This is a genomic window from Bradyrhizobium erythrophlei (assembly GCF_900142985.1).
In the GTDB taxonomy this organism is placed as follows: domain Bacteria; phylum Pseudomonadota; class Alphaproteobacteria; order Rhizobiales; family Xanthobacteraceae; genus Bradyrhizobium; species Bradyrhizobium erythrophlei_B.
Genome location: NZ_LT670849.1, coordinates 2,746,702 through 2,767,843, shown reverse-complemented (window position 1 = coordinate 2,767,843; position 21,142 = coordinate 2,746,702). Strand labels below are relative to the sequence as shown.

Here is a 21,142-nt window from a genome sequence, read left to right as displayed (position 1 = left end):
ACTTCAGAGGTTTCTCAGCACCGCCGCCGGCTTTTGATTGAGGGCGAGCAGTGTTCCAGCCAGTCCCAGCCCGACCGTGACGATGAGCGCGGATGCCACGACGCCGGCCGCACTGCCCGCTTGCCAGACGAAGCTTAGGGTCATGAGCCTTGTCACGATCAGCCATGCCGCGATCGAGCCCGCGATCACGCCGAAGACCGCGGTGGCAAAGCCGATCAGCAGATATTCGAGGGCGTAGGCGCCAATCAGCCGCGCGCGCGTCGCGCCCAGCGTCTTGAGAATGACGGCATCGTAGACCCGGTGGCGATGGCCGGCCGCCAGCGCGCCGCCGAGCACCAGAATGGCCGAAATCAGGGTGATGGCGCTGGCGCCGCGGATGGCCAGCACGAGATTGGTAACGACCGAGCCGATGGTCTCCAGCGCCTCGCGAACCCGCACGCTCGTGACCATCGGGAAGGCGCTCGCGACCGATTTGACGATCGCGGCGTCTCCGGCCGCGCCCGGATGGGGCTCGGTCAATGTTGCTATATGTGTATGAGGGGCGCCCCTGAAGGCGTTCGGCGAGAATACCAGCACGAAGTTGATGCCCAACCCCTGCCAGTCGATCGTGCGCATGTTGCCAATCCTGGCCGAAATGTCGCGGCCGAGCACATTGACCACGATCTCGTCGCCGATCTTGAGGCCAAGCCCGTCGGCGATCTTCTTCTCGATCGAAACCAACGGCGGCCCGCTATAGTCGGCGCCCCACCACTGTCCCTCCACGATCTTGGAGCCTTTCGGAATTTCACCGGTCGAGGTCAGGCCGCGATCACTTTGCAGTACCCACTCGGCGTCGGTTGAGGGTTTGAGGTCCTCCGCTCGCACGCCGCGCGCCGAGACGATGCGGCCGCGCAGCATCGGGACTTCCTCGACCGTCGATCCGGGCGCGGTCTCCTTCAGGAACGCCGAGAAGCGGTCAGCGTCGGTTGCGGGAATGTCGATGAAGTAGAATGACGGTGCATGCTCGGGCAGCGCCGCCATGAATTGCCTTCGCAGGTTGCCGTCAATCTGGGTGATCGTCACAAGCACGGCGAGACCGAGGCCCAGCGACAGCACGACCGACGGCGTCAGCGCGCCGGGCCGGTAGATATTGGTGATCGCGAGCCGCAGCATGGTTATTTCCGTGCGCGGCAAGCGGCGCGCCAGTGCCATCAACGCGGCAGCGATGCCTCGCAGCAGCACGAAGACGGCGATCGACGACACCACGAAGACGGTGGCGACGCGCCTGTCGTAGGAAAGGCCGATGACCACAGCGATCAGCAGGGTGATCACCCCCGCCATCGAGGCGAGATAGGGCCAGCGCGGGCGATGCCAGGCGCTCGCGACCGTGTCGCGAAACAACGCCGCGACCGGCACGTCGTGGACGCGGCCGAGCGGCCATAAACCGAAGGCCAGCGCCGTGAGAAGTCCATAGACCAGCGACAGCGCGAGCTCCTCGGGATGCAGCGCCGCTTCAATCGGCAGCGGCAGGAGCTTGCCGAACAGATGCACGATCGCAAACGGCAATGCCGCGCCGGCGACCAGGCCGATGATCGACCCGATCAGGGCAAGCCCGATCACCTGCGTCAGGTAGATCGAAAACACGTCACGGCCGGTGCCGCCGACCGCCTTGAAGGTGGCAATGACGTCCCGGCGCCGGTCGATATGGCTCTTCACGGCGTTGGCAACGCCGACACCGCCGACCAGGAGCGCCGCCAGTCCGACGAGCGTCAGGAACTGCGTGAAGCGGCTGATCGTGCGCTCGAGCTGCGGCGAGGCGTTGTCGCGCGAACGGATTTCCCATCCAGCCTGAGGCAGCGCCTGCCGCGTGTCGTCGATGAGCCGCGTGGTGTTACGGCTGCCGCTCACGTCGTCGGGCAGTTTCACCCGATAGATCCAGCGCACCAGGCTGCCGGGCTGGATCAATTGCGTGGCGCGGAGTCCGGCTTCGCTGACCAGAAATCGCGGACCGAAACCGAGGCCGCCGGCGAGCTTGTCCGGCTCGGTATTGACGACGCTGCGGATCTGGAAAACCGCCTGGCCGACATTGACGCGATCGCCGAGCTTGAGGTCGAGCCGCGCCAGCAGCGTTTGATCGGCCGCAGCGCCAAAGGCTCCATCACGCTCAGTGAGCAAATCGGCGATCGGCATCCCGGGTTCAAGGGAGATCTGGCCGAGCATCGGATAGGCTTGATCGACCGCCTTGATCTCCACCAGCGCCAGACGGTCATCGGCGGCGCGCGCCATGCCGCGCAGTGTCGCAATCGACGACACCTCGCCGCGCGAGCGGAGGAAGGCGATTTCCTCCGGCGTCGCCTCGCGCTGGAACAGCGAGAAAGCGACGTCGCCGCCCAGCAGGGTGCGGCCTTCGCGCGCCAATCCGTCGCCAAGGCTCGCGGCAACCGAGCCGACGCCTGAAATCGTCATGACGCCAAGCGCGATACAGGCAATGAAAACGTAGAAGCCGCGCAGGCCGCCGCGCAGCTCGCGCAACGCATAGCGCAGCGGCAGCGACGCAGGCGGGTTACCGGACAGGGGTTCGGCCACGATCGTCATGAAGCGGCGTCACGCTCCGGGACCTGCGTATCGATGCGGCCCGAACGCAGCCGAACGACACGATCGCAGCGATGCGCCAGCGAGGCATCGTGCGTCACCAGCACCAGCGTCATGCCGCGCTCGGCATGTTTGGTGAACAGCAGGTCGACGATTTGTTTGCCGGTCGCCTCATCGAGATTGCCGGTCGGCTCGTCGGCGACCAGGATGGCGGGGTCGGGCGCCAGCGCGCGCGCCAGCGCCACGCGCTGCTGCTCGCCGCCGGAAAGCTGCGTCGGATAATGATGCAGCCGGTCGCCGAGGCCGACAGATGCGAGTTCTTGCGCTGCGCGCTGCGAAGCGTCGCGGCTGCCGGCGAGCTCGAGCGGGACGGCGACATTCTCCAGCGCCGTCATCGTCGGGATCAGGTGAAACGACTGAAAGACGATGCCGACCTGACGGCCTCGAAAACGCGCCAATGCATCCTCATTGAGGGCATTGAAAGCGGTTCCGTTGACCACCACCTCTCCGCTGTCGGGACGCTCCAGCCCCGCCATCACCATGAGGAGTGTCGACTTTCCCGAACCCGAAGGCCCGATCAGGCCAAGCGCTTCGCCCGACGCGACACGCAGGCTGATGTCCTTGAGAATGTGGACACGCGCCGCGCCCGAGCCGAGCGACAGGTTGACGTTGGAGAGAGAAATGCTGTCCGGCGCAAGGCCGGACAAGGATGAGGGTTCGATGCGACTGTCCATGGTTGGGTCATATGGTAGTTCTGGGGCCGTGGTCGAGAGGCTCTTGTCGATGTTGAAGCACATGCTCGTGTGGGGTCTGCTCGCCGTCGCTGCGGGACCGGCCCTGGCGCAGTCGTCGGCGGCCGTCGGCAGTGCCCCGCTCAAGATGGTGGTGCTGGGCGATTCCTTGAGCGCCGGATACGGGCTCGCCGGCGCCGATGCGTTCCCGGCCAAGTTACAAAAGGCGTTGAAGGCTAAGGGGATAGAGGTCGATATGACCAACGCCGGCGTTTCCGGCGATACGTCCACAGGTGGCCGGGACCGGCTCGACTGGTCAGTGCCCGAAGGCACGCAGGCGGTCATCGTCGAACTCGGCGCCAACGACGCGCTTCGCGGCACCGATCCTGCCGTCACCCGCGGGGCGCTGACCGACATCGTGGCGCGGCTGAAGGCGCGAGGCATCGCCGTGATGTTATGCGGAATGCTGGCGCCGCCAAATTACGGCGCCGATTTCGCGGCCCGCTTCAATTCGATCTATCCGGACCTCGCCAAATCGTCCGGCGTGCCGCTCTATCCGTTTTTTCTCGACGGCGTCGCCGCCGACAAGAAACTGAATCAGGCCGATGGCATGCATCCAACCGCGGAGGGAATTGACATCATCGTCAAAAATATCTTGCCTAGCGTTGAGGCATTTCTCAGCTCGATATCGAGGCGCGCGAGCTGAAAAACGAACAGAGCGAGCGACACGGCGGTGAAGCTTTCTGATCGGTTAACGGGACCTGCTTCGCAGGGTCACATAACTGCGCTAAAAATAATGCCGGTGATTCGTCGCCGGGGTCTGTCAGAGAACATGATCTTTTAGGAAAGCTGTTATTCTGTTTTCCGAATCATGTTCCAGCATCGGGAGTCTAACGATGCCGCGTCTGTTTACCGGACTGGAAATTCCCGCCGAAATCGGCCAAACCCTTTCCTCATTGCGTGGTGGACTGCCGGGCGCCCGCTGGATTGATCCGGAAAATTATCACGTCACCTTGCGCTTCATTGGCGACATCGACGGCATTTCCGCCAACGAAATTGCTTCCATGCTGTTTCGGGTCAACCGCAAGCCGTTCGAGGTCGCCGTCCAGGGCCTTTCGAGTTTTGGCGGCAAGAAGCCGCGCGCGGTTGTCGCCAACATCGCCCCGAGCCGGCCGCTGATCGAATTGCAGGCCGAACTCGAACGCCTGATGCAGCGGATCGGGCTCGATCCCGAGGGACGTAAATTCACCCCGCATGTTACGCTGGCGCGGCTGCGCGACGCGGCGGCGCAGGATGTCGCCGACTATCTTTCGGTGCGCGGCTATTTTCCGACCAAGGTGTTCACAGCCTCCCGCTTCGTGCTGTTCTCCTCCCGCGCCTCGGTTGGCGGCGGACCCTATGTGGTCGAGGATTCCTATGCGTTGAGTGCGTGAGGCCTCGGCCGCTTCGCACCAATTGACGGCTTGCAATTTTTGCAGCTTGGGCCGTAACAGGGACCCATGTCGTCTTCCCCGCCTGCCACTTTTCTCGACCAGTACGAGGCGCTCGTCTCAAGCGGCGCTATCGAGCCCGACGCCGCGCAGCGCGAGGTCGCGGAAGCCTTTGACGATCTCGAGCAGCGGGTCGAGCGCTACAGGCCGTTGCGCAGGCAGCGTCTGCTCGGTCGGCTGTTTGGCGACAAGCACGAGGGCCCGCCGCGTGGCCTTTACGTGCATGGTGATGTCGGCCGCGGCAAGACCATGCTGATGGACCTGTTTTTCCAAGCGAGCCCGGTCCAGTACAAGCGGCGCGCGCATTTCCATGAATTCATGGCCGAGGTGCATGAACGGATCTACGGCTTTCGCCAGGAGATCGCGCGCGGCGAACTTCCCGACGGCGACGTGATCGCGCTGACGGCAAACGCGATCTTCGAGCAGGCGTGGCTGTTGTGTTTTGACGAATTTCACGTCACCGACATTGCGGATGCGATGATTCTCGGGCGGCTGTTCGCCCGCCTGTTCGAACTCGGTACCGTGGTGGTGGCGACCTCCAACGTGGCGCCGGACGACCTCTATAAAGGCGGTCTCAACCGTGCGCTGTTCCTTCCGTTCATCGCGCAGATCGAAGAGCATATGAGCGTCGTGCGGCTGGATGCGCGAACCGATTTCCGGCTGGAGAAACTCGCAGGCGTCAAAATGTGGCTGGTGCCGGCGGATGCCGCTGCCGCCACGGCGCTCGAGAAGGCCTGGGCGAAGATGACCGGCAAGGCGCCGTGTCGTCCACGCGATATTTCGATCAAGGGCCGCACCCTGCATGTGCCGTGCTCGGCGAATGGCGTGGCGCGGTTTTCCTTTGCCGAACTCTGCGAGCAACCGCTGGCTGCATCCGACTACCTTCGGCTCGCCCGCGACTATCACACCATCATGATCGATCGCATCCCGGTGATGGACTATGGCGAGCGCAACGCCGCCAAGCGGTTCATCACCTTGATCGATACGCTGTACGACAACGGCGTGAAGCTGATGGCGTCGGCCGCGGCCGATCCGCTGTCGCTCTATCTGGCGACCGAAGGCGTCGAGGCCAACGAATTCAAGCGGACCTCGTCGCGACTGATCGAAATGGGCTCGGAATCCTACTTAGGGAGGCCGCATGGCCACAAGGATTCGGCGGCCAGCGGCTCGACTACGGGGCTGGTGGAGACGTAGGCGCCGGCCTTTGCTGCCGCGGGAAGCAATGCAGACCTACAATTGAGCACGCCGCAGCTTGAACGGGTCGGTGAGAAGGGATAACCAGCCTCAAACGGCTTTTATCCACCTCCATCGCTTCAAAGGACACCCCATGGCGCGCAACAAGATTGCTCTGATTGGCTCCGGCCAGATCGGCGGAACGCTGGCCCACCTCATCGGCTTGAAGGAACTCGGCGACGTCGTCATGTTCGACATCGCCGAAGGCGTGCCGCAGGGTAAATCGCTCGATCTCGCGCAGTCTTCGCCGGTCGATGGGTTCGATGCCCATATGACGGGCGCCAATTCCTATGAAGCGCTCGACCGCGCCGATGTCTGCATCGTCACCGCCGGCGTGCCGCGCAAGCCCGGCATGAGCCGCGACGATCTTCTTTCCATCAATCTGAAGGTGATGGAGCAGGTCGGCGCCGGCATCAAGAAATACGCTCCCGACGCATTCGTGATCTGCATCACCAACCCGCTCGACGCCATGGTCTGGGCGCTGCAAAAGGCTTCCGGTCTGCCGCAGAAGAAGGTGGTGGGGATGGCCGGCGTGCTGGATTCGTCGCGCTTCCGCTATTTCCTCGCCGACGAGTTCAATGTCTCGGTCGAGGACGTCACCGCCTTCGTGCTCGGCGGTCACGGCGACACCATGGTGCCGCTGGTGCGCTATTCGACGGTGGCCGGCATTCCGCTGCCTGACCTCGTCAAGATGGGCTGGACCTCGCAGGCCCGCGTCGATGAAATCGTCGACCGCACCCGCAACGGCGGCGCCGAGATCGTCAACCTGCTGAAGACCGGCTCGGCCTTCTATGCGCCGGCGGCGTCTGCGATCGCGATGGCCGAGAGCTATCTCAAGGACAAGAAGCGCGTGCTGCCATGCGCCGCCTACCTCAACGGCGAATACGGCGTGAAGGACATGTATGTCGGCGTGCCGGTCGTGATCGGGTCGAAGGGTGTCGAGCGCATCGTCGAAATCGAGCTCACCGGTAAGGATCGCGAGGCCTTCGACAAGTCGGTCGGGGCCGTGCAGGGCCTGGTTGACGCCTGCAAAAAGATCGCGCCTGACCTGTTAGGTCGCTGATTTGGTAAGGCTTTTGCCGGAAATCGAACCTCGATTTCCGGCATTTCGCTTTTTGAAGCCGTTTGAGGCAGTCCGGGTTGCAGTTCTTTTGGTATATGGTATGCCAGACCGAAAGGCTGGTGTGAATTTCCAAACGCACCGCGGTCCAAGGGTTCGGGGAACGTCCAGATGAATATCCATGAATATCAGGCCAAGGCGCTGCTCGGCGAATTCGGCGTCGCCATCTCCAAGGGCGTCGCGGTGCTCAAGGCCGCCGATTCCGATGCGGCTGCGAAGAGCCTTCCCGGTCCGGTCTGGGTGGTGAAGAGCCAGATCCATGCCGGCGGCCGCGGCAAGGGTACCTTCAAGGAAGCCTCTGCCGGCGGCAAAGGCGGCGTGCGCATCGCCAAGTCGGTCGCCGAGGTCAACGAGTTCGCCAAGCAAATGCTGGGCGCGACGCTGGTGACGGTGCAGACCGGTCCCCACGGCAAGCAGGTCAATCGCCTCTACATCGAAGACGGCTCCGACATCGACAAGGAGTTCTATCTCTCGATCCTGGTCGATCGCGAAACCTCCGAAGTATCGTTCGTGGTTTCGACCGAAGGCGGCGTCAATATCGAGGAAGTCGCGCACAACACCCCGGAGAAGATCGTCACCTTCTCTGTCGATCCCGCAACCGGCATCATGGGCCATCACGGCCGTACCGTTGCAAAGGCGCTCAATCTCACCGGCGATCTCGCCAAGCAGGCCGAGAAGCTCGCCGCCCAGCTTTATGCCGCGTTCGTCGCCAAGGACATGGCGATGCTGGAAATCAATCCGCTGGTCGTGACCAAGCAAGGTCAGCTGCGCGTGCTCGACGCCAAGGTCTCGTTCGACGACAACGCGCTGTTCCGCCATCCCGAGATCGTCACGCTGCGTGACGAGACCGAGGAGGACGCCAAGGAGATCGAGGCCTCGAAATACGATCTCAACTACGTTACGCTCGACGGCACCATCGGCTGCATGGTCAACGGCGCCGGCCTTGCCATGGCGACGATGGACATCATCAAGCTCTACGGCATGGCGCCAGCCAACTTCCTCGACGTCGGCGGCAGCGCCAGCAAGGAAAAGGTCGCCGCCGCCTTCAAGATCATCACCGCCGATCCCAATGTGAAGGGCATCCTGGTCAACATCTTCGGCGGCATCATGAAGTGCGATGTCATCGCCGAGGGCGTGGTTGCCGCGGTGAAGGAAGTCGGCCTCAAGGTGCCGCTGGTGGTGCGTCTCGAAGGCACCAATGTCGACGCCGGCAAGAAGATCATCCGCGAATCCGGCCTCAACGTGCTGCCGGCGGACGATCTCGATGATGCCGCGCAGAAGATCGTCAAGGCCGTCAAGGGAGGCTGACCATGGCCGACCATCTCGCCGCACAGACGCCACTCGAGGAACACCGCAAGCTCGCGGTATTCGCGGGCGAATGGGTTGGCGAGGAGACGGTCTTTCCCTCGCGCTGGAACGCCGGCGGGCCGGCGACATCCAAGGTCAGCGCCCGGATCGACCTCAACGGCTTTTACCTGATCCAGGACACCCGCCAGACCCGCGACGGCAAGGAGAGCTTCGCGACCCATGGCGTCTTCACCTACGACCGCGACGATCGCCTCTACAAGTTATTCTGGCACGACTCGCTCGGCTACTATCCGCCTTCGCCGGCTTCCGGCGGCTGGACCGGAAAATCGCTGATCCTCGTGCGCGGCTCGCTGCGCGGCAATGCGCGCCACGTCTACGAAGTCATCGACGACAACAGCTACTCGATGAAAATCCAGTACTCGCCCGATGCCGAAGGGTGGTCCGACGTGATCACCGGCGTCTATCGGCGGATTCACTGAACCTTTTACCGATTACCTCGCGAAGGCAGCCTCATCCATGTCCATCCTGATCGACAAGAATACCAAGGTCATCTGCCAGGGCTTCACCGGCAAGAACGGCACCTTCCATTCGGAGGCCGCGATCGCTTACGGCACCAAGATGGTCGGCGGCACTTCGCCCGGCAAGGGCGGATCGACACACCTGAGCCTGCCGGTGTTCGACACCGTCCGCGAGGCGCGCGAGAAGACCGGGGCAGACGCCTCCGTGATCTACGTGCCGCCGCCGGGTGCGGCAGACGCGATCTGCGAAGCGATCGATGCGGAAATCCCGCTGATCGTCTGCATCACCGAAGGCATTCCGGTGCTCGACATGGTGCGGGTGAAGCGCTCGCTGTCGGGATCGAAGTCGCGCCTCATCGGGCCCAACTGCCCGGGCGTCATGACCGCCGGCGAATGCAAGATCGGCATCATGCCCGCGAATATTTTCCGCCCCGGCAATGTCGGCATCGTCTCGCGCTCAGGCACGTTGACCTATGAGGCGGTGTTCCAGACCTCGCAGGAGGGCCTCGGCCAGACCACGGCGGTCGGCATCGGCGGCGACCCGGTCAAGGGCACGGAATTCATCGACGTGCTCGAGAAGTTTCTGGCGGACCCGAAGACCACCTCGATCATCATGATTGGCGAGATCGGCGGCTCGGCCGAGGAGGACGCTGCGCAGTTCCTCAAGGACGAGGCCAAGCGCGGCCGCAAGAAACCGATGGTCGGCTTCATCGCTGGCGTCACGGCGCCCCCCGGCCGGCGCATGGGTCATGCCGGCGCGATCATCTCCGGCGGCAAGGGCGACGCCGGATCCAAGACGGCGGCCATGGAATCGGCCGGAATTACCGTCTCTCCGTCTCCGGCGCGGCTTGGAAAGACCCTCGTTGAAAAATTGAAGTCCTAATTCACTTTTTGGTTCTTTTCGGCGCGAAGTTTCCGCCTAAATAGGGTAGAGGTTCTGAACCCGCCGGGCCGCACCAAGCGGTCCGGTTTCCGCGCCGTTTGTTACGCGCGATGAAGAAAATAATCAGGACGGCCCCATGTCTCGCCAGGATGCGAACGCTGCCTTTGCCCTTTCCTCGTTTTTGCAGGGCACAAACGCCACCTACATCGACGAAATCTACGCCCGTTACGAAAACGACCCCTCCTCGGTCGATGCCGAGTGGCAGGAGTTCTTCAAGAGCCTGAAAGATGCGCCCGCCGACGTTCGCAAGAACGCGGAAGGGCCCTCATGGGGCAAAGCCAACTGGCCGCTCACGCCGCAGGACGATCTGACCTCGGCGCTGGACGGCAACTGGATCGAAGTCGAGAAGGCCGTCTCCAAGAAGATCGCGGCGAAAGCGCAAGTCGCCGGCACCGAGCTCGCCTCCGCCGACGTGCATCAGGCCACCCGCGATTCGGTGCGTGCGCTGATGCTGATCCGCGCCTACCGGATGCGTGGACATTTCCACGCCAAGCTCGATCCGCTCGGCATCGAGGCGCCGCGCGATCGCGAAGAGCTCGATCCGCGCTCTTATGGTTTTACGGAAGCCGACTTCGACCGGAAGATCTTCCTCGATCACGTGCTCGGCCTCGAATATGGGACCTTGCGCGAGATCGTCGCGATCTGCGAGCGCACCTACTGCCAGACGCTCGGCGTCGAGTTCATGCACATTTCCAACGCGGCGCAGAAATCCTGGATTCAGGAGCGCATCGAAGGGCCGGACAAGGAGATTTCGTTCACGCCCGAAGGCCGGCGCGCGATCCTCAACAAGCTCGTCGAAGCCGAGGGTTTCGAAAAATTCTGCGACGTCAAGTTCACCGGCACCAAGCGCTTTGGACTCGACGGCGCTGAATCGCTGATCCCGGCGCTCGAACAGATCATCAAGCGCGGCGGCAATCTCGGCGTGAAGGAGATCGTGGTCGGCATGCCGCACCGCGGCCGCCTCAACGTGCTGACCCAGGTGATGGGCAAACCGCACCGCGCGCTGTTTCACGAGTTCAAGGGCGGCTCGGCCAATCCCGATGTGGTCGAAGGTTCGGGCGACGTCAAATACCACCTCGGCGCCTCGTCGGACCGCGAGTTCGACAACAACAAGATCCACCTGTCGTTGACCGCCAACCCGTCGCACCTCGAAATCGTCGATCCGGTCGTGCTCGGCAAGGTGCGCGCCAAGCAGGACCAGCACGGCGATCCGCCCGACATGCGCATTTCGGTGCTGCCGCTTCTGATGCATGGCGACGCGGCGTTTGCCGGCCAGGGCGTGGTGGCGGAATGCTTCAGCCTTTCGGATTTGAAGGGCTATCGCACCGGCGGTTCGCTGCACTTCATCGTCAACAACCAGATCGGCTTCACCACCTATCCGCGCTATTCGCGCTCTTCGCCCTATCCGTCCGACGTGGCGAAGATGATCGACGCGCCGATCTTCCATGTGAACGGCGACGATCCGGAGGCGGTGGTTTTCGCGGCCAAGGTCGCGATCGAATTCCGGCAGAAGTTCCACAAGCCGGTCGTCATCGACATGTTCTGCTACCGCCGCCACGGTCATAACGAGGGCGACGAGCCGGCCTTCACCCAGCCGGTGATGTACAAGAGGATCGGCGCGCACCCGTCTACGCTCGAAATCTATGCGAAGCGGCTGATCGCCGAAGGCGTGATGACTGAAGGCGAGGTCGAAAAGGCTAAGGCCGACTGGCGCGCGCGGCTCGATGCCGAATTCGAGGCCGGTGCCGGCTACAAGCCCAACAAGGCCGACTGGCTTGACGGCAAGTGGGCGGGTTTCAAGTACGCCGATCAGGAGGAGGATCCCCGTCGTGGCGTCACCGGCGTCGACACCGCCGTCCTGAAGGATATCAGCCGCAAGATCACCAAGGTGCCCGATGGCTTCCGCGTTCACCGCACCATCCAGCGCTTCCTCGACAACCGCGCCAAAGCGATCGAAAGCGGCATCGGCCTCGACTGGGCGACCGGAGAGGCGCTCGCGTTCTGCACGCTGCTCGAGGAAGGCCATCACGTGCGGCTGTCGGGGCAGGATTCCGAACGCGGCACGTTCTCGCAGCGCCATTCGGTTCTGATCGACCAGGAAGACGAGAGCCGCTACACGCCGTTCAATCATCTCGGCGTCGATCAGGGCCACTACGAGGTCATCAATTCGCTGCTCTCGGAAGAGGCCGTGCTCGGCTTCGAATATGGCTACTCGCTCGCCGAGCCGAATGCGCTGGCGATGTGGGAAGCGCAGTTCGGCGACTTCGCCAACGGCGCGCAGGTGCTGTTCGACCAGTTTATCTCCTCCGGCGAACGCAAATGGCTGCGCATGTCGGGCCTCGTCTGCCTGTTGCCTCATGGTTACGAAGGGCAGGGGCCCGAGCATTCCTCGGCCCGGCTCGAGCGCTACCTGCAAATGTGCGCCGAAGACAACATGCAGGTGGTCTACCCGACGACGCCTGCGAATTATTTCCACATGCTTCGTCGCCAGCTGCATCGTGAAATCCGCAAACCTCTGATCGTGATGACGCCGAAGTCGCTGCTGCGGCACAAGCGAGCGGTCTCGCGGCTCGACGAGCTCGGCGAGGGAACGACGTTCCACCGCATCCTCTACGATGACGCCCAGATGCAACCGGACGAAAAGACCAGGCTGGTGCCGGACGAGAAGATCAGGCGCATCGTGCTGTGCTCGGGCAAGGTCTATTACGACCTTTACGAGGAGCGCGAGAAGCGCGGCATCGACGACATCTACCTGATGCGCGTCGAGCAGCTTTATCCGGTGCCGCTCAAGGCGCTCGTCACCGAGCTGACGCGCTTCAAGGGCGCCGAGGTCGTCTGGTGCCAGGAAGAGCCGCGCAACATGGGTGCGTGGCACTTCATCGAGCCCTATCTCGAATGGGTGCTGAACCAGGTCAACGCCACCTACAAGCGTCCGCGCTACGCCGGACGTGCGGCCGCCGCGGCCACCGCGAGCGGCCTGATGTCGAAACATCTGGCGCAACTCAAGGCGCTGCTCGACGAGGCGCTGAACTAGAATCCGATTTGCGCCTCGCGAAAGCGGGGCGCATCCAGTTTGGGCCGCTGCGAAGCATTTGATTTCCCGCCTTCGCGGATGACGGCCACACAAGAGCATTGAGGAAGCACATCATGACTGAAATTCGCGTGCCGACGCTCGGCGAATCCGTGACCGAAGCCACCATCGGCCGTTGGTTCAAGAAGGCCGGTGATACCGTGGCGGTGGACGAGCCGCTGGTCGAGCTCGAAACCGACAAGGTGACGATCGAGGTTCCGGCGCCATCGGCGGGTGTGTTAGGGGAGATCAGCGCCAAGGACGGCGAAACGGTCGCTGTCGGCGCGCTGCTGGGACAGATCACCGACGGCGCGGCGGGCGCGGCCGCCAAGCCTGCGTCTGCTCCAGCCAAGGCTGCATCGTCGGCAGCACCTCCTGCTGCCCCGGCGCCCGCCGCTAAAGTGCCGCCGTCGGATGCGCCGCTCGCCCCGTCGGTGCGCAGGCTTTCCGCCGAAAGCGGCATCGATGCCGCGACGGTTCCAGGCTCAGGCAAGGACGGCCGCGTCACCAAGGGCGATATGCTCGCCGCGATTGAAAAGGCGGCTTCCGCGCCGACGCCGGTCAACCAGCCGGCCGCGGCCGTGCAGGTTCGCAGCCCTTCGCCTGCCGATGATGCGGCGCGCGAAGAGCGGGTGAAGATGACGCGGCTGCGCCAGACCATCGCGCGGCGGCTGAAGGACGTGCAGAACACCGCGGCGATGCTGACGACCTTCAACGAGGTCGACATGACCAACGTCATGGCGCTGCGCGCGCACTACAAGGACGTGTTCGAGAAGAAGCACGGCAGCAAGCTTGGATTTATGGGCTTCTTCACCAAGGCCTGCGTGCAGGCGCTCAAGGACATCCCGGCCGTCAATGCCGAGATCGATGGCACCGATCTGATCTACAAGAACTACTACCACATCGGCGTCGCCGTCGGCACCGACAAGGGCCTCGTCGTTCCGGTCGTGCGCGATTGCGACGTCAAATCGATTGCGGATATTGAAAAGAGCATCGCCGATTTCGGTCGCCGCGCTCGCGACGGCCAGCTCAAGATCGACGAAATGCAGGGCGGCACTTTCACCATCACCAATGGCGGCATCTATGGCTCGCTGATGTCGACGCCGATCCTCAATGCGCCGCAGGCGGGCATCCTCGGCATGCACAAGATCCAGGAGCGTCCGATGGCGATCGGCGGCAAGGTCGAGATTCGGCCGATGATGTACCTGGCGCTGTCCTACGATCACCGCGTCATCGACGGCAAGGAGGCCGTGACCTTCCTGGTGCGCGTGAAGGAAAGCCTGGAGGATCCGGCGCGGCTGGTGCTGGATCTCTGATCAATCGGCCTGGGCCCGTGAGGATTTTCTCGTGACTGACAGAGTTGTTGTGATCACCGGCGGCAGCCGCGGCATCGGCCGCGCCACCGCCATTGCCGCGGCGGCGCGCGGGTTTCGTGTCGTCGTCGGCTATGCCAGCAATAAGACAGCGGCCGACGAGGTCGTAGGCACCATCGAAGCCAAGAACGGCAAGGCGATCGCGGTGAAGTGCGATGTCGGCAGCGAGGCCGATATCCTGGCGCTGTTCAAGGTAGCGGATGCCTTAGGAACGCTCGGCGCGCTCGTCAACAATGCCGGCATCGTCGGGCCCTCGATCCGGGTCGATGCGATGTCGGCCGAGCGAATCCAGCGTATGATGGCGGTCAACGTCACCGGCAGCATTCTCTGCGCCCGTGAAGCGGTGAAGCGCCTCTCGACCAAGCACGGCGGCAAGGGCGGCACGATCGTCAACCTGTCGTCGGTCGCGGCCAGGTTAGGGGCGCCCAATACCTATGTCGATTACGCCGCTTCCAAAGGCGCGATCGATTCCTTCACCATCGGCCTCGGCTATGAGGTCGCTGGCGAAGGCATTCGTGTCGCGGCAATTCGTCCCGGCCTAATCGACACGGAGATTCATGCCTCCGGCGGCGAACCCGACCGCGCGCACCGGCTCGCACATGTGGTGCCGATGAAGCGCATCGGCACGGCGGATGAAATCGCCAATGCCATCGTTTGGCTGATGTCGGACGAGGCCTCCTACGTGACCAGCGCCATTCTTGACGTCTCGGGCGGCCGCTAAACCACCCGTCACAAATTTCAGTTACAGGATTCGATCATGGCTTCTTATGATGTTGTTGTTATCGGCACCGGTCCTGGCGGCTACGTGTGCGCCATTCGCGCCGCGCAGCTCGGCATGAAAGTCGCCGTCGTCGAGAAGAACGCGACGCTGGGCGGCACCTGCCTCAATATCGGGTGCATGCCCTCGAAGGCGTTGTTGCACGCCTCTGAAATGTTCGAGGAAGCGGCGCATTCCTTTGCCAAAATGGGCGTCAGCGTCTCCGCACCGAAACTCGATTTGCCCGCGATGATGAATTTCAAGCAGCAGGGCATCGACGGCAACGTCAAGGGCGTCGAGTTCCTGATGAAGAAGAACAAGATCGACGTGATTTCGGGCAAGGCGAAAATCCTCGGCACCGGCAAGATTGAAGTCACCGGCGGGGACGGCAAGACGCAGCTCGTCGAGACCAAGAATATCGTCATCGCCACCGGCTCGGATATTGCGCGGCTGAAGGGCATCGAGATCGACGAGAAGCGCATCGTATCTTCCACTGGCGCGCTGTCGCTCGACAAGGTGCCGGGCAAGCTGCTGATCATCGGCGCCGGCGTCATCGGGCTCGAACTCGGCTCGGTCTGGCATCGCCTCGGCGCGCAGGTGACGGTCGTCGAATTTCTCGACCGCATCCTGCCCGGCATGGATGGCGAGATCGCCAAGCAATTTCAGCGCCTCCTCGAGAAGCAAGGATTTTCGTTCAAGCTCGGCGCCAAGGTCACCGCCGTCGACAGCTCCGGCAAGGCGCTGGTCGCGCAGGTCGAACCGGCGGCCGGCGGCGCGACTGAGAAGATCGAAGCGGACGTGGTGCTGGTTTGTATCGGCCGCGTTCCCTACACCGAAGGCCTCGGCCTGAAAGAGGCGGGCGTTGCGCTCGACAATCGCGGCCGCGTGCAGATCGATCCGCATTTCGCCACCAGCCTGAAGGGCGTCTATGCGATCGGCGACGTCATCGCCGGTCCGATGCTGGCACACAAGGCCGAGGACGAGGGCGTCGCGGTTGCTGAAATTTTGGCCGGTCAGGCTGGCCATGTGAATTATGACGTCATTCCGGGCGTCGTGTATACAACGCCAGAGGTTTCCTCCGTCGGGAAGACCGAGGAAGAGCTGAAGCAGGCTGGTGTGGCATATACCAGCGGCAAATTCCCCTTTACGGCCAACGGCCGTTCCAAGGTCAACCAGACGACTGACGGCTTCGTGAAGATTCTCGCAGATGCGAAGACCGATCGCGTGCTGGGCGTGCACATCATCGGCATTGAGGCCGGCGAAATGATCCACGAAGCCGCTGTTTTGATGGAATTTGGCGGTTCCGCCGAGGATCTGGCGCGAACCTGCCACGCCCATCCGACCCGCTCGGAAGCGGTGAAAGAAGCCGCGCTTGCGGTTGGCAAACGCGCCATCCATATGTGATCCTCGTCCCGAGAGAGTCGGGGCAGGATAATTTTATGCTACGCCGCCTTCTTCAACCGGTCTGGGTGCTGCTCGCGGTCATCTTTTTGATCGAGGCGTGGCTGTGGGATCATCTCGAGCCGATCGTCGCCTGGTTCGTTTCGAAGATTCCGCTGCAAGCATTCAAAGCTTGGCTGGCCGAGCGCGTCGACACACTGTCGCCGGCGATGACGCTGATAGTGTTCGCCGTGCCGGTGATTCCATTGTTCCCGCTCAAGCTGGTCGGCTTCTGGCTGCTGACGCATGAGTACTGGCTCAGCGCCGTCACCACGATCATCTTCGCGAAGCTGCTCGGCGTCGGCGTCACCGCGTTCGTGTTCGATGTGACGCGGCCGAAATTGCTGGAGATGGGGTGGTTCGAGCGGCTCTATGAATTCGTGCTGACCCTGCGCGCCAAGGCCAACGCCCTGGTCGATCCGATCAAGCGCCGCATCGTCGAAATCCTACGTGGCGATGGCGACCGCTGGTCGTCACGGATGCTGCGGTTGATCCAGCGCTTCCGCAAGAGCGTGCACGAAGCGCGCTGAACTCTCATCTTCGCTTTTACAATGCCAGGTGCAGCGCGTGCGGCGCGAATACGCCGAGTACGGCCATCACGATGCCTGCCAGCGTCAGCAGGCCCGAGATCCAGGCGAGTGCGGCGATGCCGGTGATGATGGTCGCCGAGGCGAGCACGATGCCGATCTGGAATGCAGCCGAGGCCAGTTCGAAGTGATGGTATTTGGCGGTCGCCAGATTGCGTTCTTCTTCGGCATGCTTGGCGCGTTCCGCCAGCTGTTCGGTGCCTTCGCCGGTTTCAGGTTCGGAGCGATAGCGCGCCGCGGTCTTCTGCCAGTCTTCGATCTGCTTTTGCACCGACGCCTTCATGGTGTCGTCGCCGGGGCTTGCGAGTTTCGCCTGCTCGGCCGCGGTCTGCACCGTGGTGCGGCGAATGCTCTTCGCCTGGAAGAACGCCCACAGGTTTGACGCCTCGACATTCTTGGCGATCGATTCGGTCTGCGCGCCCTTGCCGAGCGTCTCCGACAGCGCCAGGCACAGCGCGATCACCGCGATCAGGAGTGCGATCTTCCTGTTTTCGCTCGAGGCATGCTCGGCGTGTTCTGCATGCTCCATGCTTTCATGCGCGCTCATGATTCTTCTCCCCCATAAACCGGCAACAACGATGGACGAACAGGAAGGCCGGCGCAAGGGTCCGGCCGCGAACGATGTTCACAGCCTTGCCTGAAATTAGCCGGGATTTATGCGCGGGGGTGCGCGCTTCGGTAAACTTCGAGAAGCCGCTCGCTGTCGATCCCGGTGTAGATCTGCGTGGTCGAGAGCGAGGCGTGGCCGAGCAATTCCTGGATCGCACGCAAGTCACCGCCGCGCGACAACAAATGGGTGGCAAAGGAATGCCGCAGCGCGTGCGGCGTGGCGCTGTCGGGAAGGCCCAATGCGCCACGCAACCGCGCCATGGTGAGTTGAATGATGCGGGGCTGCAACGGCCCGCCACGGGCGCCGATGAACATCGGGCCTTCCGCCGGCAACGGGTAGGGGCACATGGCCGCATAATCCCGGATCAGCGCCAGGACGTTTTGCAGGACCGGCACCATGCGCGTCTTGTTGCCTTTGCCGATGACCACCAGAACGTCGCCTTCGCCGGGCGCGGGCACGTCGCGGCGCTTCAGTCCGAGGGCTTCGGAGATGCGCAGGCCCGAACCGTAGAGCAGCGCCATTACGGCGGCATCGCGCGCCCAGATCCAGGGCTCGCGGTCTTCGCCGGCACGCTCGTCGGCATCGGCCAGACGCTTGGCCGCCGTCATCGGCAACGGCTTTGGCAGGCTTTTGCCGACCTTGGGTGCCCGGATCGCGGATAATGCGCCAACCTTGCCGCGGCCCTCGCGTTCGAGGAAGCGCCCGAACGACCGCAGGCCCGCGAGCGCGCGCATCAGCGAGCGTCCGGCGATTTCGTCCGCGCGCCGTTTTGCCATGAAGGCACGGACGTCGGTTGCTTCGAGCGCGGAAAAGCGTTTCAGCGTCACGCGCGCTTCCCAATGTTCGGCCAGGAATTGGAGGAACTGGCGCAGGTCGCGCGCATAGGCCTCCGACGTCTTGGGCGACAAACGCCGTTCGGCGCGCAGGAAGGCGAGCCATCGCGCCATCTCGAGCGCGATCGATTCGTCTGCGCAGTCAAGCTCAATCGGCTGTAAGGTGGCGGCTTGCTTGGCCATATCTGCTTTTGGCGCGATGATTCCTTATGATTATATCGCACCTTCCTGGTTTACCCTTCGCTAACTCGCCGGTAACAGGATCTAGATGGACGACCACTCCCCGCGCGCTTCCTCGCCGCCAACATCGTCGACCGGGATCGTCGACGTGCTGGTGCCGGTCGCGCTCGACCACACCTATTCCTACCGCGTGCCGCGCGGCGTCGAATTGAAGGCGGGCGATGTGGTCTGTGTTCCACTCGGTCCGCGCGAGGTGGTCGGCGTGGTGTGGGCGGAGAACGCCAAACCCGAGCCGCGTCTGCACAACCGTCTGAAAGACGTCAGCGAAAAACTCGACGTGCCCCCGCTCAAGGGCGAATTGCGCGCGCTCGTCGATTGGGTTTCCAACTACACGCTGTCGGCGCGTGGCATGGTGCTGCGAATGTGCCTGCGCATGGGCGAGGACCTCGGACCCGAGCGGGTGCGGATGGGTATGCGGCTGGTCGGTCCGCCGCCACAGCGAATGACGCCGGCGCGACGGCGGTTGATCGAATTGCTCTCCGACGGCCTGCTGCACGGCAAATCCGAGGCCGCCAAGGAAGCCGGCGTCAGCGCCGGCGTGGTCGATGGCCTGGTCGACGAAGGCACGCTCACCGTGGAGGCGATGCCGAAGCCGCTGGTGCCGCCGGCGCCGGATCCGTCTTACGCGGTGCCGGAATTCTCGCGCCAACAACGGACCGCCGTGGACGGCATGCGCGCACTGGCGGCCAACGGGACGTTTCACGTCGCGTTGCTCGATGGCGTCACCGGCTCGGGCAAGACCGAAGTCTATTTCGAGGCCGTCGCGGAAACCATTCGGCGCGGCAAGCAATCGCTGATCCTGATGCCGGAGATCGCGCTGACGGGACAATTTCTCGATCGCTTTGCGCGGCGCTTCGGCGTGCGGCCGCTGGAATGGCACTCCGAACTGACGCCGCGCACCCGGCAACGCAACTGGGCGGCGATCGCAAGCGGAGAGGCGCCGGTGGTGGTCGGCGCGCGTTCGGCGCTGTTCATGCCCTATGCCGACCTCGGTCTCATCGTCGTCGATGAAGAACACGAGCAGGCCTACAAGCAGGACGATGGCGCGCATTATCATGCGCGCGACATGGCGGTGGTGCGGGCGCACGTCGCCAAAATTCCGGTCGTGCTGGCCTCGGCGACGCCGTCGGTCGAAACCGAAGTCAATGCGCGCAAGGGCCGCTATCAGCGCATCGCGTTGCCGTCGCGGTTCGGCGGCCAGCATATGCCGCATATCGAGGCGATCGATTTGAGACGCGAGGCGCCGCCGCGCGGCCGTTTCATCTCGCCGCGATTGGCCGAACAGATCCGCTTTGCAGTCGAAAGGCGCGAGCAGGCGCTGTTGTTTCTCAACCGCCGCGGTTACGCCCCGCTCACGCTATGCCGGGCCTGCGGGCATCGTTTCGCCTGCACCATCTGCGATGCCTGGCTGGTCGATCATCGTTTCCGGCAGCGGCTCGTCTGTCATCACTGCGGATTCTCGATGCCGCGTCCTCACGCGTGCCCGAATTGCGCGGCGGAGGAGTCGCTGGTTGCGGTCGGACCCGGTGTCGAACGGCTGCAGGAGGAGGCCGCCCAGCTTTTTCCGGATGCGCGGACCATGGTGCTGTCGAGCGATCTCATCACCTCGATCGAGACCATGCGCAGCGAGCTGAACGAAATTGCCGAGGGCCGGGTCGATATCATCATCGGCACCCAGCTCGTGGCCAAGGGTCATCATTTCCCGCGGCTCAACCTGGTCGGGGTCGTGGACGCCGATCTTGGCCTGAGCAACGGCGATCCGCGCGCCGCCGAGCGTACATGGCAGCTGCTCAACCAGGTGATCGGGCGCGCGGGGCGCGATCAGGGGCGGGGCGTCGGCTATTTGCAGACCCACCAGCCCGAACACCCCGTAATGAAGGCGCTGGTCGCCTGCGACCGCGAGGCGTTCTACGCCAGCGAAATCGAGATGCGCGAGAAAACCGGCTATCCGCCGTTCGGACGGCTGGCGGGCCTGATCGTATCCGCCGGCGACCGGCCCACGGCAGAAGGTTTTGCGCGCAAGCTCGCCGCGATCGCGCCAATCGACGAACGAATCAAGGTGCTGGGGCCTGCCGAAGCGCCGCTTGCCGTCATCAAGGGGCGTTACCGTTTCCGCCTTCTGGTGAAGTCGCTGCGTAATGTCGACGTTTCGGAATATCTGCGCGAGTGGTTGGGCGCGGCTCCGAAGACCAAGGGCAATCTCAAGCTCGAGGTCGATGTCGATCCGCAGAGCTTTTTGTGATCCGTATCAAAATACAAAAACCCGCCGTCATTTCTGACGGCGGGTTTTCGGTATCAGCGCGAAACTGGTTCCATCA

Annotated in this window: 17 protein-coding genes; 13 read left to right on the top strand and 4 right to left on the bottom strand. The window is 63.3% G+C overall.

All coding sequences use genetic code 11. The features are described 5' to 3' along the window. Positions 1-3 precede the first annotated feature (3 nt). Both BUA38_RS12720 and BUA38_RS12715 read right to left on the bottom strand, forming a co-directional pair. Positions 4-2,574 (bottom strand): ABC transporter permease, encoded by a 2,571-nt coding sequence (locus BUA38_RS12720; RefSeq protein WP_072818234.1) that lies wholly within the window; start codon positions 2,572-2,574, stop codon positions 4-6. After that, positions 2,571-3,305: an ABC transporter ATP-binding protein gene (locus BUA38_RS12715; protein ID WP_072818233.1), complete on the bottom strand. Its 735-nt coding sequence runs from the start codon at positions 3,303-3,305 to the stop codon at positions 2,571-2,573. Before BUA38_RS12715 ends, BUA38_RS12720 begins: the two co-directional genes overlap by 4 nt. Before the next feature lie 49 nt (positions 3,306-3,354). Here BUA38_RS12715 and BUA38_RS12710 point away from each other — a divergent pair, with 49 nt between their 5' ends. The 12 genes from BUA38_RS12710 (at position 3,355) to BUA38_RS12655 (ending at position 17,084) form a co-directional block, all read left to right on the top strand. Then, positions 3,355-4,008: an arylesterase gene (locus tag BUA38_RS12710; protein WP_072818232.1), complete on the top strand. Its 654-nt coding sequence runs from the start codon at positions 3,355-3,357 to the stop codon at positions 4,006-4,008. A 190-nt stretch (positions 4,009-4,198) separates the two neighbouring features. Continuing rightward, positions 4,199-4,735 (top strand): RNA 2',3'-cyclic phosphodiesterase, encoded by a 537-nt coding sequence (gene thpR / locus BUA38_RS12705; protein ID WP_072818231.1) that lies wholly within the window; start codon positions 4,199-4,201, stop codon positions 4,733-4,735. 66 nt (positions 4,736-4,801) lie between these two features. Beyond that, the gene (gene zapE, locus BUA38_RS12700) at positions 4,802-5,986 is read left to right on the top strand and encodes a cell division protein ZapE (protein ID WP_072818230.1); all 1,185 of its coding nucleotides are present in this window, start codon (positions 4,802-4,804) and stop codon (positions 5,984-5,986) included. Between the two features lie 133 nt (positions 5,987-6,119). Continuing rightward, on the top strand, positions 6,120-7,088 hold the full coding sequence (mdh, locus tag BUA38_RS12695; RefSeq protein WP_072818229.1) for a malate dehydrogenase: 969 nt from the start codon (positions 6,120-6,122) through the stop codon (positions 7,086-7,088). Between the two features lie 168 nt (positions 7,089-7,256). Beyond that, positions 7,257-8,453 (top strand): ADP-forming succinate--CoA ligase subunit beta, encoded by a 1,197-nt coding sequence (gene sucC, locus BUA38_RS12690; protein WP_072818228.1) that lies wholly within the window; start codon positions 7,257-7,259, stop codon positions 8,451-8,453. 2 nt (positions 8,454-8,455) lie between these two features. Further along, complete coding sequence (locus BUA38_RS12685; protein ID WP_072818227.1) at positions 8,456-8,932, top strand: DUF1579 family protein; 477 nt, start codon at positions 8,456-8,458, stop codon at positions 8,930-8,932. Positions 8,933-8,969: 37 nt separating this feature from the next. Beyond that, positions 8,970-9,854 carry a succinate--CoA ligase subunit alpha gene (sucD, locus tag BUA38_RS12680; RefSeq protein ID WP_072818226.1) on the top strand — a complete coding sequence of 295 codons (885 nt, stop codon included), beginning with the start codon at positions 8,970-8,972 and terminating at the stop codon, positions 9,852-9,854. Positions 9,855-9,990: 136 nt separating this feature from the next. Beyond that, complete coding sequence (locus BUA38_RS12675; RefSeq protein ID WP_072818225.1) at positions 9,991-12,948, top strand: 2-oxoglutarate dehydrogenase E1 component; 2,958 nt, start codon at positions 9,991-9,993, stop codon at positions 12,946-12,948. Between the two features lie 113 nt (positions 12,949-13,061). Further along, positions 13,062-14,300 carry a 2-oxoglutarate dehydrogenase complex dihydrolipoyllysine-residue succinyltransferase gene (gene odhB / locus BUA38_RS12670; protein ID WP_072818224.1) on the top strand — a complete coding sequence of 413 codons (1,239 nt, stop codon included), beginning with the start codon at positions 13,062-13,064 and terminating at the stop codon, positions 14,298-14,300. Positions 14,301-14,331: 31 nt separating this feature from the next. After that, on the top strand, positions 14,332-15,078 hold the full coding sequence (locus BUA38_RS12665; protein ID WP_072818223.1) for an SDR family oxidoreductase: 747 nt from the start codon (positions 14,332-14,334) through the stop codon (positions 15,076-15,078). Between the two features lie 36 nt (positions 15,079-15,114). Beyond that, positions 15,115-16,518: a dihydrolipoyl dehydrogenase gene (gene lpdA / locus BUA38_RS12660; RefSeq protein ID WP_072818222.1), complete on the top strand. Its 1,404-nt coding sequence runs from the start codon at positions 15,115-15,117 to the stop codon at positions 16,516-16,518. A 35-nt stretch (positions 16,519-16,553) separates the two neighbouring features. Continuing rightward, positions 16,554-17,084 carry a hypothetical protein gene (locus BUA38_RS12655; protein ID WP_072818221.1) on the top strand — a complete coding sequence of 177 codons (531 nt, stop codon included), beginning with the start codon at positions 16,554-16,556 and terminating at the stop codon, positions 17,082-17,084. 16 nt (positions 17,085-17,100) lie between these two features. Here BUA38_RS12655 and BUA38_RS12650 read toward each other — a convergent pair whose 3' ends face one another. Both BUA38_RS12650 and BUA38_RS12645 read right to left on the bottom strand, forming a co-directional pair. Beyond that, on the bottom strand, positions 17,101-17,688 hold the full coding sequence (locus BUA38_RS12650) for a DUF4337 domain-containing protein (RefSeq protein ID WP_072818220.1): 588 nt from the start codon (positions 17,686-17,688) through the stop codon (positions 17,101-17,103). A 107-nt stretch (positions 17,689-17,795) separates the two neighbouring features. Next, on the bottom strand, positions 17,796-18,767 hold the full coding sequence (locus BUA38_RS12645) for a tyrosine recombinase XerC (protein WP_072818219.1): 972 nt from the start codon (positions 18,765-18,767) through the stop codon (positions 17,796-17,798). An 85-nt stretch (positions 18,768-18,852) separates the two neighbouring features. Here BUA38_RS12645 and BUA38_RS12640 point away from each other — a divergent pair, with 85 nt between their 5' ends. Then, the gene (locus BUA38_RS12640) at positions 18,853-21,066 is read left to right on the top strand and encodes a primosomal protein N' (protein ID WP_072818218.1); all 2,214 of its coding nucleotides are present in this window, start codon (positions 18,853-18,855) and stop codon (positions 21,064-21,066) included. Positions 21,067-21,142 lie beyond the last annotated feature (76 nt).

Coding starts and splice junctions, on each gene's coding strand:
- BUA38_RS12720 (WP_072818234.1), bottom strand. CDS start 2,574: ATGACGATCGTGGCCGAACCCCTGTCCGGTAACCCGCCTGCGTCGCTG.
- BUA38_RS12715 (WP_072818233.1), bottom strand. CDS start 3,305: ATGGACAGTCGCATCGAACCCTCATCCTTGTCCGGCCTTGCGCCGGAC.
- BUA38_RS12710 (WP_072818232.1), top strand. CDS start 3,355: ATGTTGAAGCACATGCTCGTGTGGGGTCTGCTCGCCGTCGCTGCGGGA.
- thpR (WP_072818231.1), top strand. CDS start 4,199: ATGCCGCGTCTGTTTACCGGACTGGAAATTCCCGCCGAAATCGGCCAA.
- zapE (WP_072818230.1), top strand. CDS start 4,802: ATGTCGTCTTCCCCGCCTGCCACTTTTCTCGACCAGTACGAGGCGCTC.
- mdh (WP_072818229.1), top strand. CDS start 6,120: ATGGCGCGCAACAAGATTGCTCTGATTGGCTCCGGCCAGATCGGCGGA.
- sucC (WP_072818228.1), top strand. CDS start 7,257: ATGAATATCCATGAATATCAGGCCAAGGCGCTGCTCGGCGAATTCGGC.
- BUA38_RS12685 (WP_072818227.1), top strand. CDS start 8,456: ATGGCCGACCATCTCGCCGCACAGACGCCACTCGAGGAACACCGCAAG.
- sucD (WP_072818226.1), top strand. CDS start 8,970: ATGTCCATCCTGATCGACAAGAATACCAAGGTCATCTGCCAGGGCTTC.
- BUA38_RS12675 (WP_072818225.1), top strand. CDS start 9,991: ATGTCTCGCCAGGATGCGAACGCTGCCTTTGCCCTTTCCTCGTTTTTG.
- odhB (WP_072818224.1), top strand. CDS start 13,062: ATGACTGAAATTCGCGTGCCGACGCTCGGCGAATCCGTGACCGAAGCC.
- lpdA (WP_072818222.1), top strand. CDS start 15,115: ATGGCTTCTTATGATGTTGTTGTTATCGGCACCGGTCCTGGCGGCTAC.
- BUA38_RS12655 (WP_072818221.1), top strand. CDS start 16,554: ATGCTACGCCGCCTTCTTCAACCGGTCTGGGTGCTGCTCGCGGTCATC.
- BUA38_RS12650 (WP_072818220.1), bottom strand. CDS start 17,688: ATGAGCGCGCATGAAAGCATGGAGCATGCAGAACACGCCGAGCATGCC.
- BUA38_RS12645 (WP_072818219.1), bottom strand. CDS start 18,767: ATGGCCAAGCAAGCCGCCACCTTACAGCCGATTGAGCTTGACTGCGCA.
- BUA38_RS12640 (WP_072818218.1), top strand. CDS start 18,853: ATGGACGACCACTCCCCGCGCGCTTCCTCGCCGCCAACATCGTCGACC.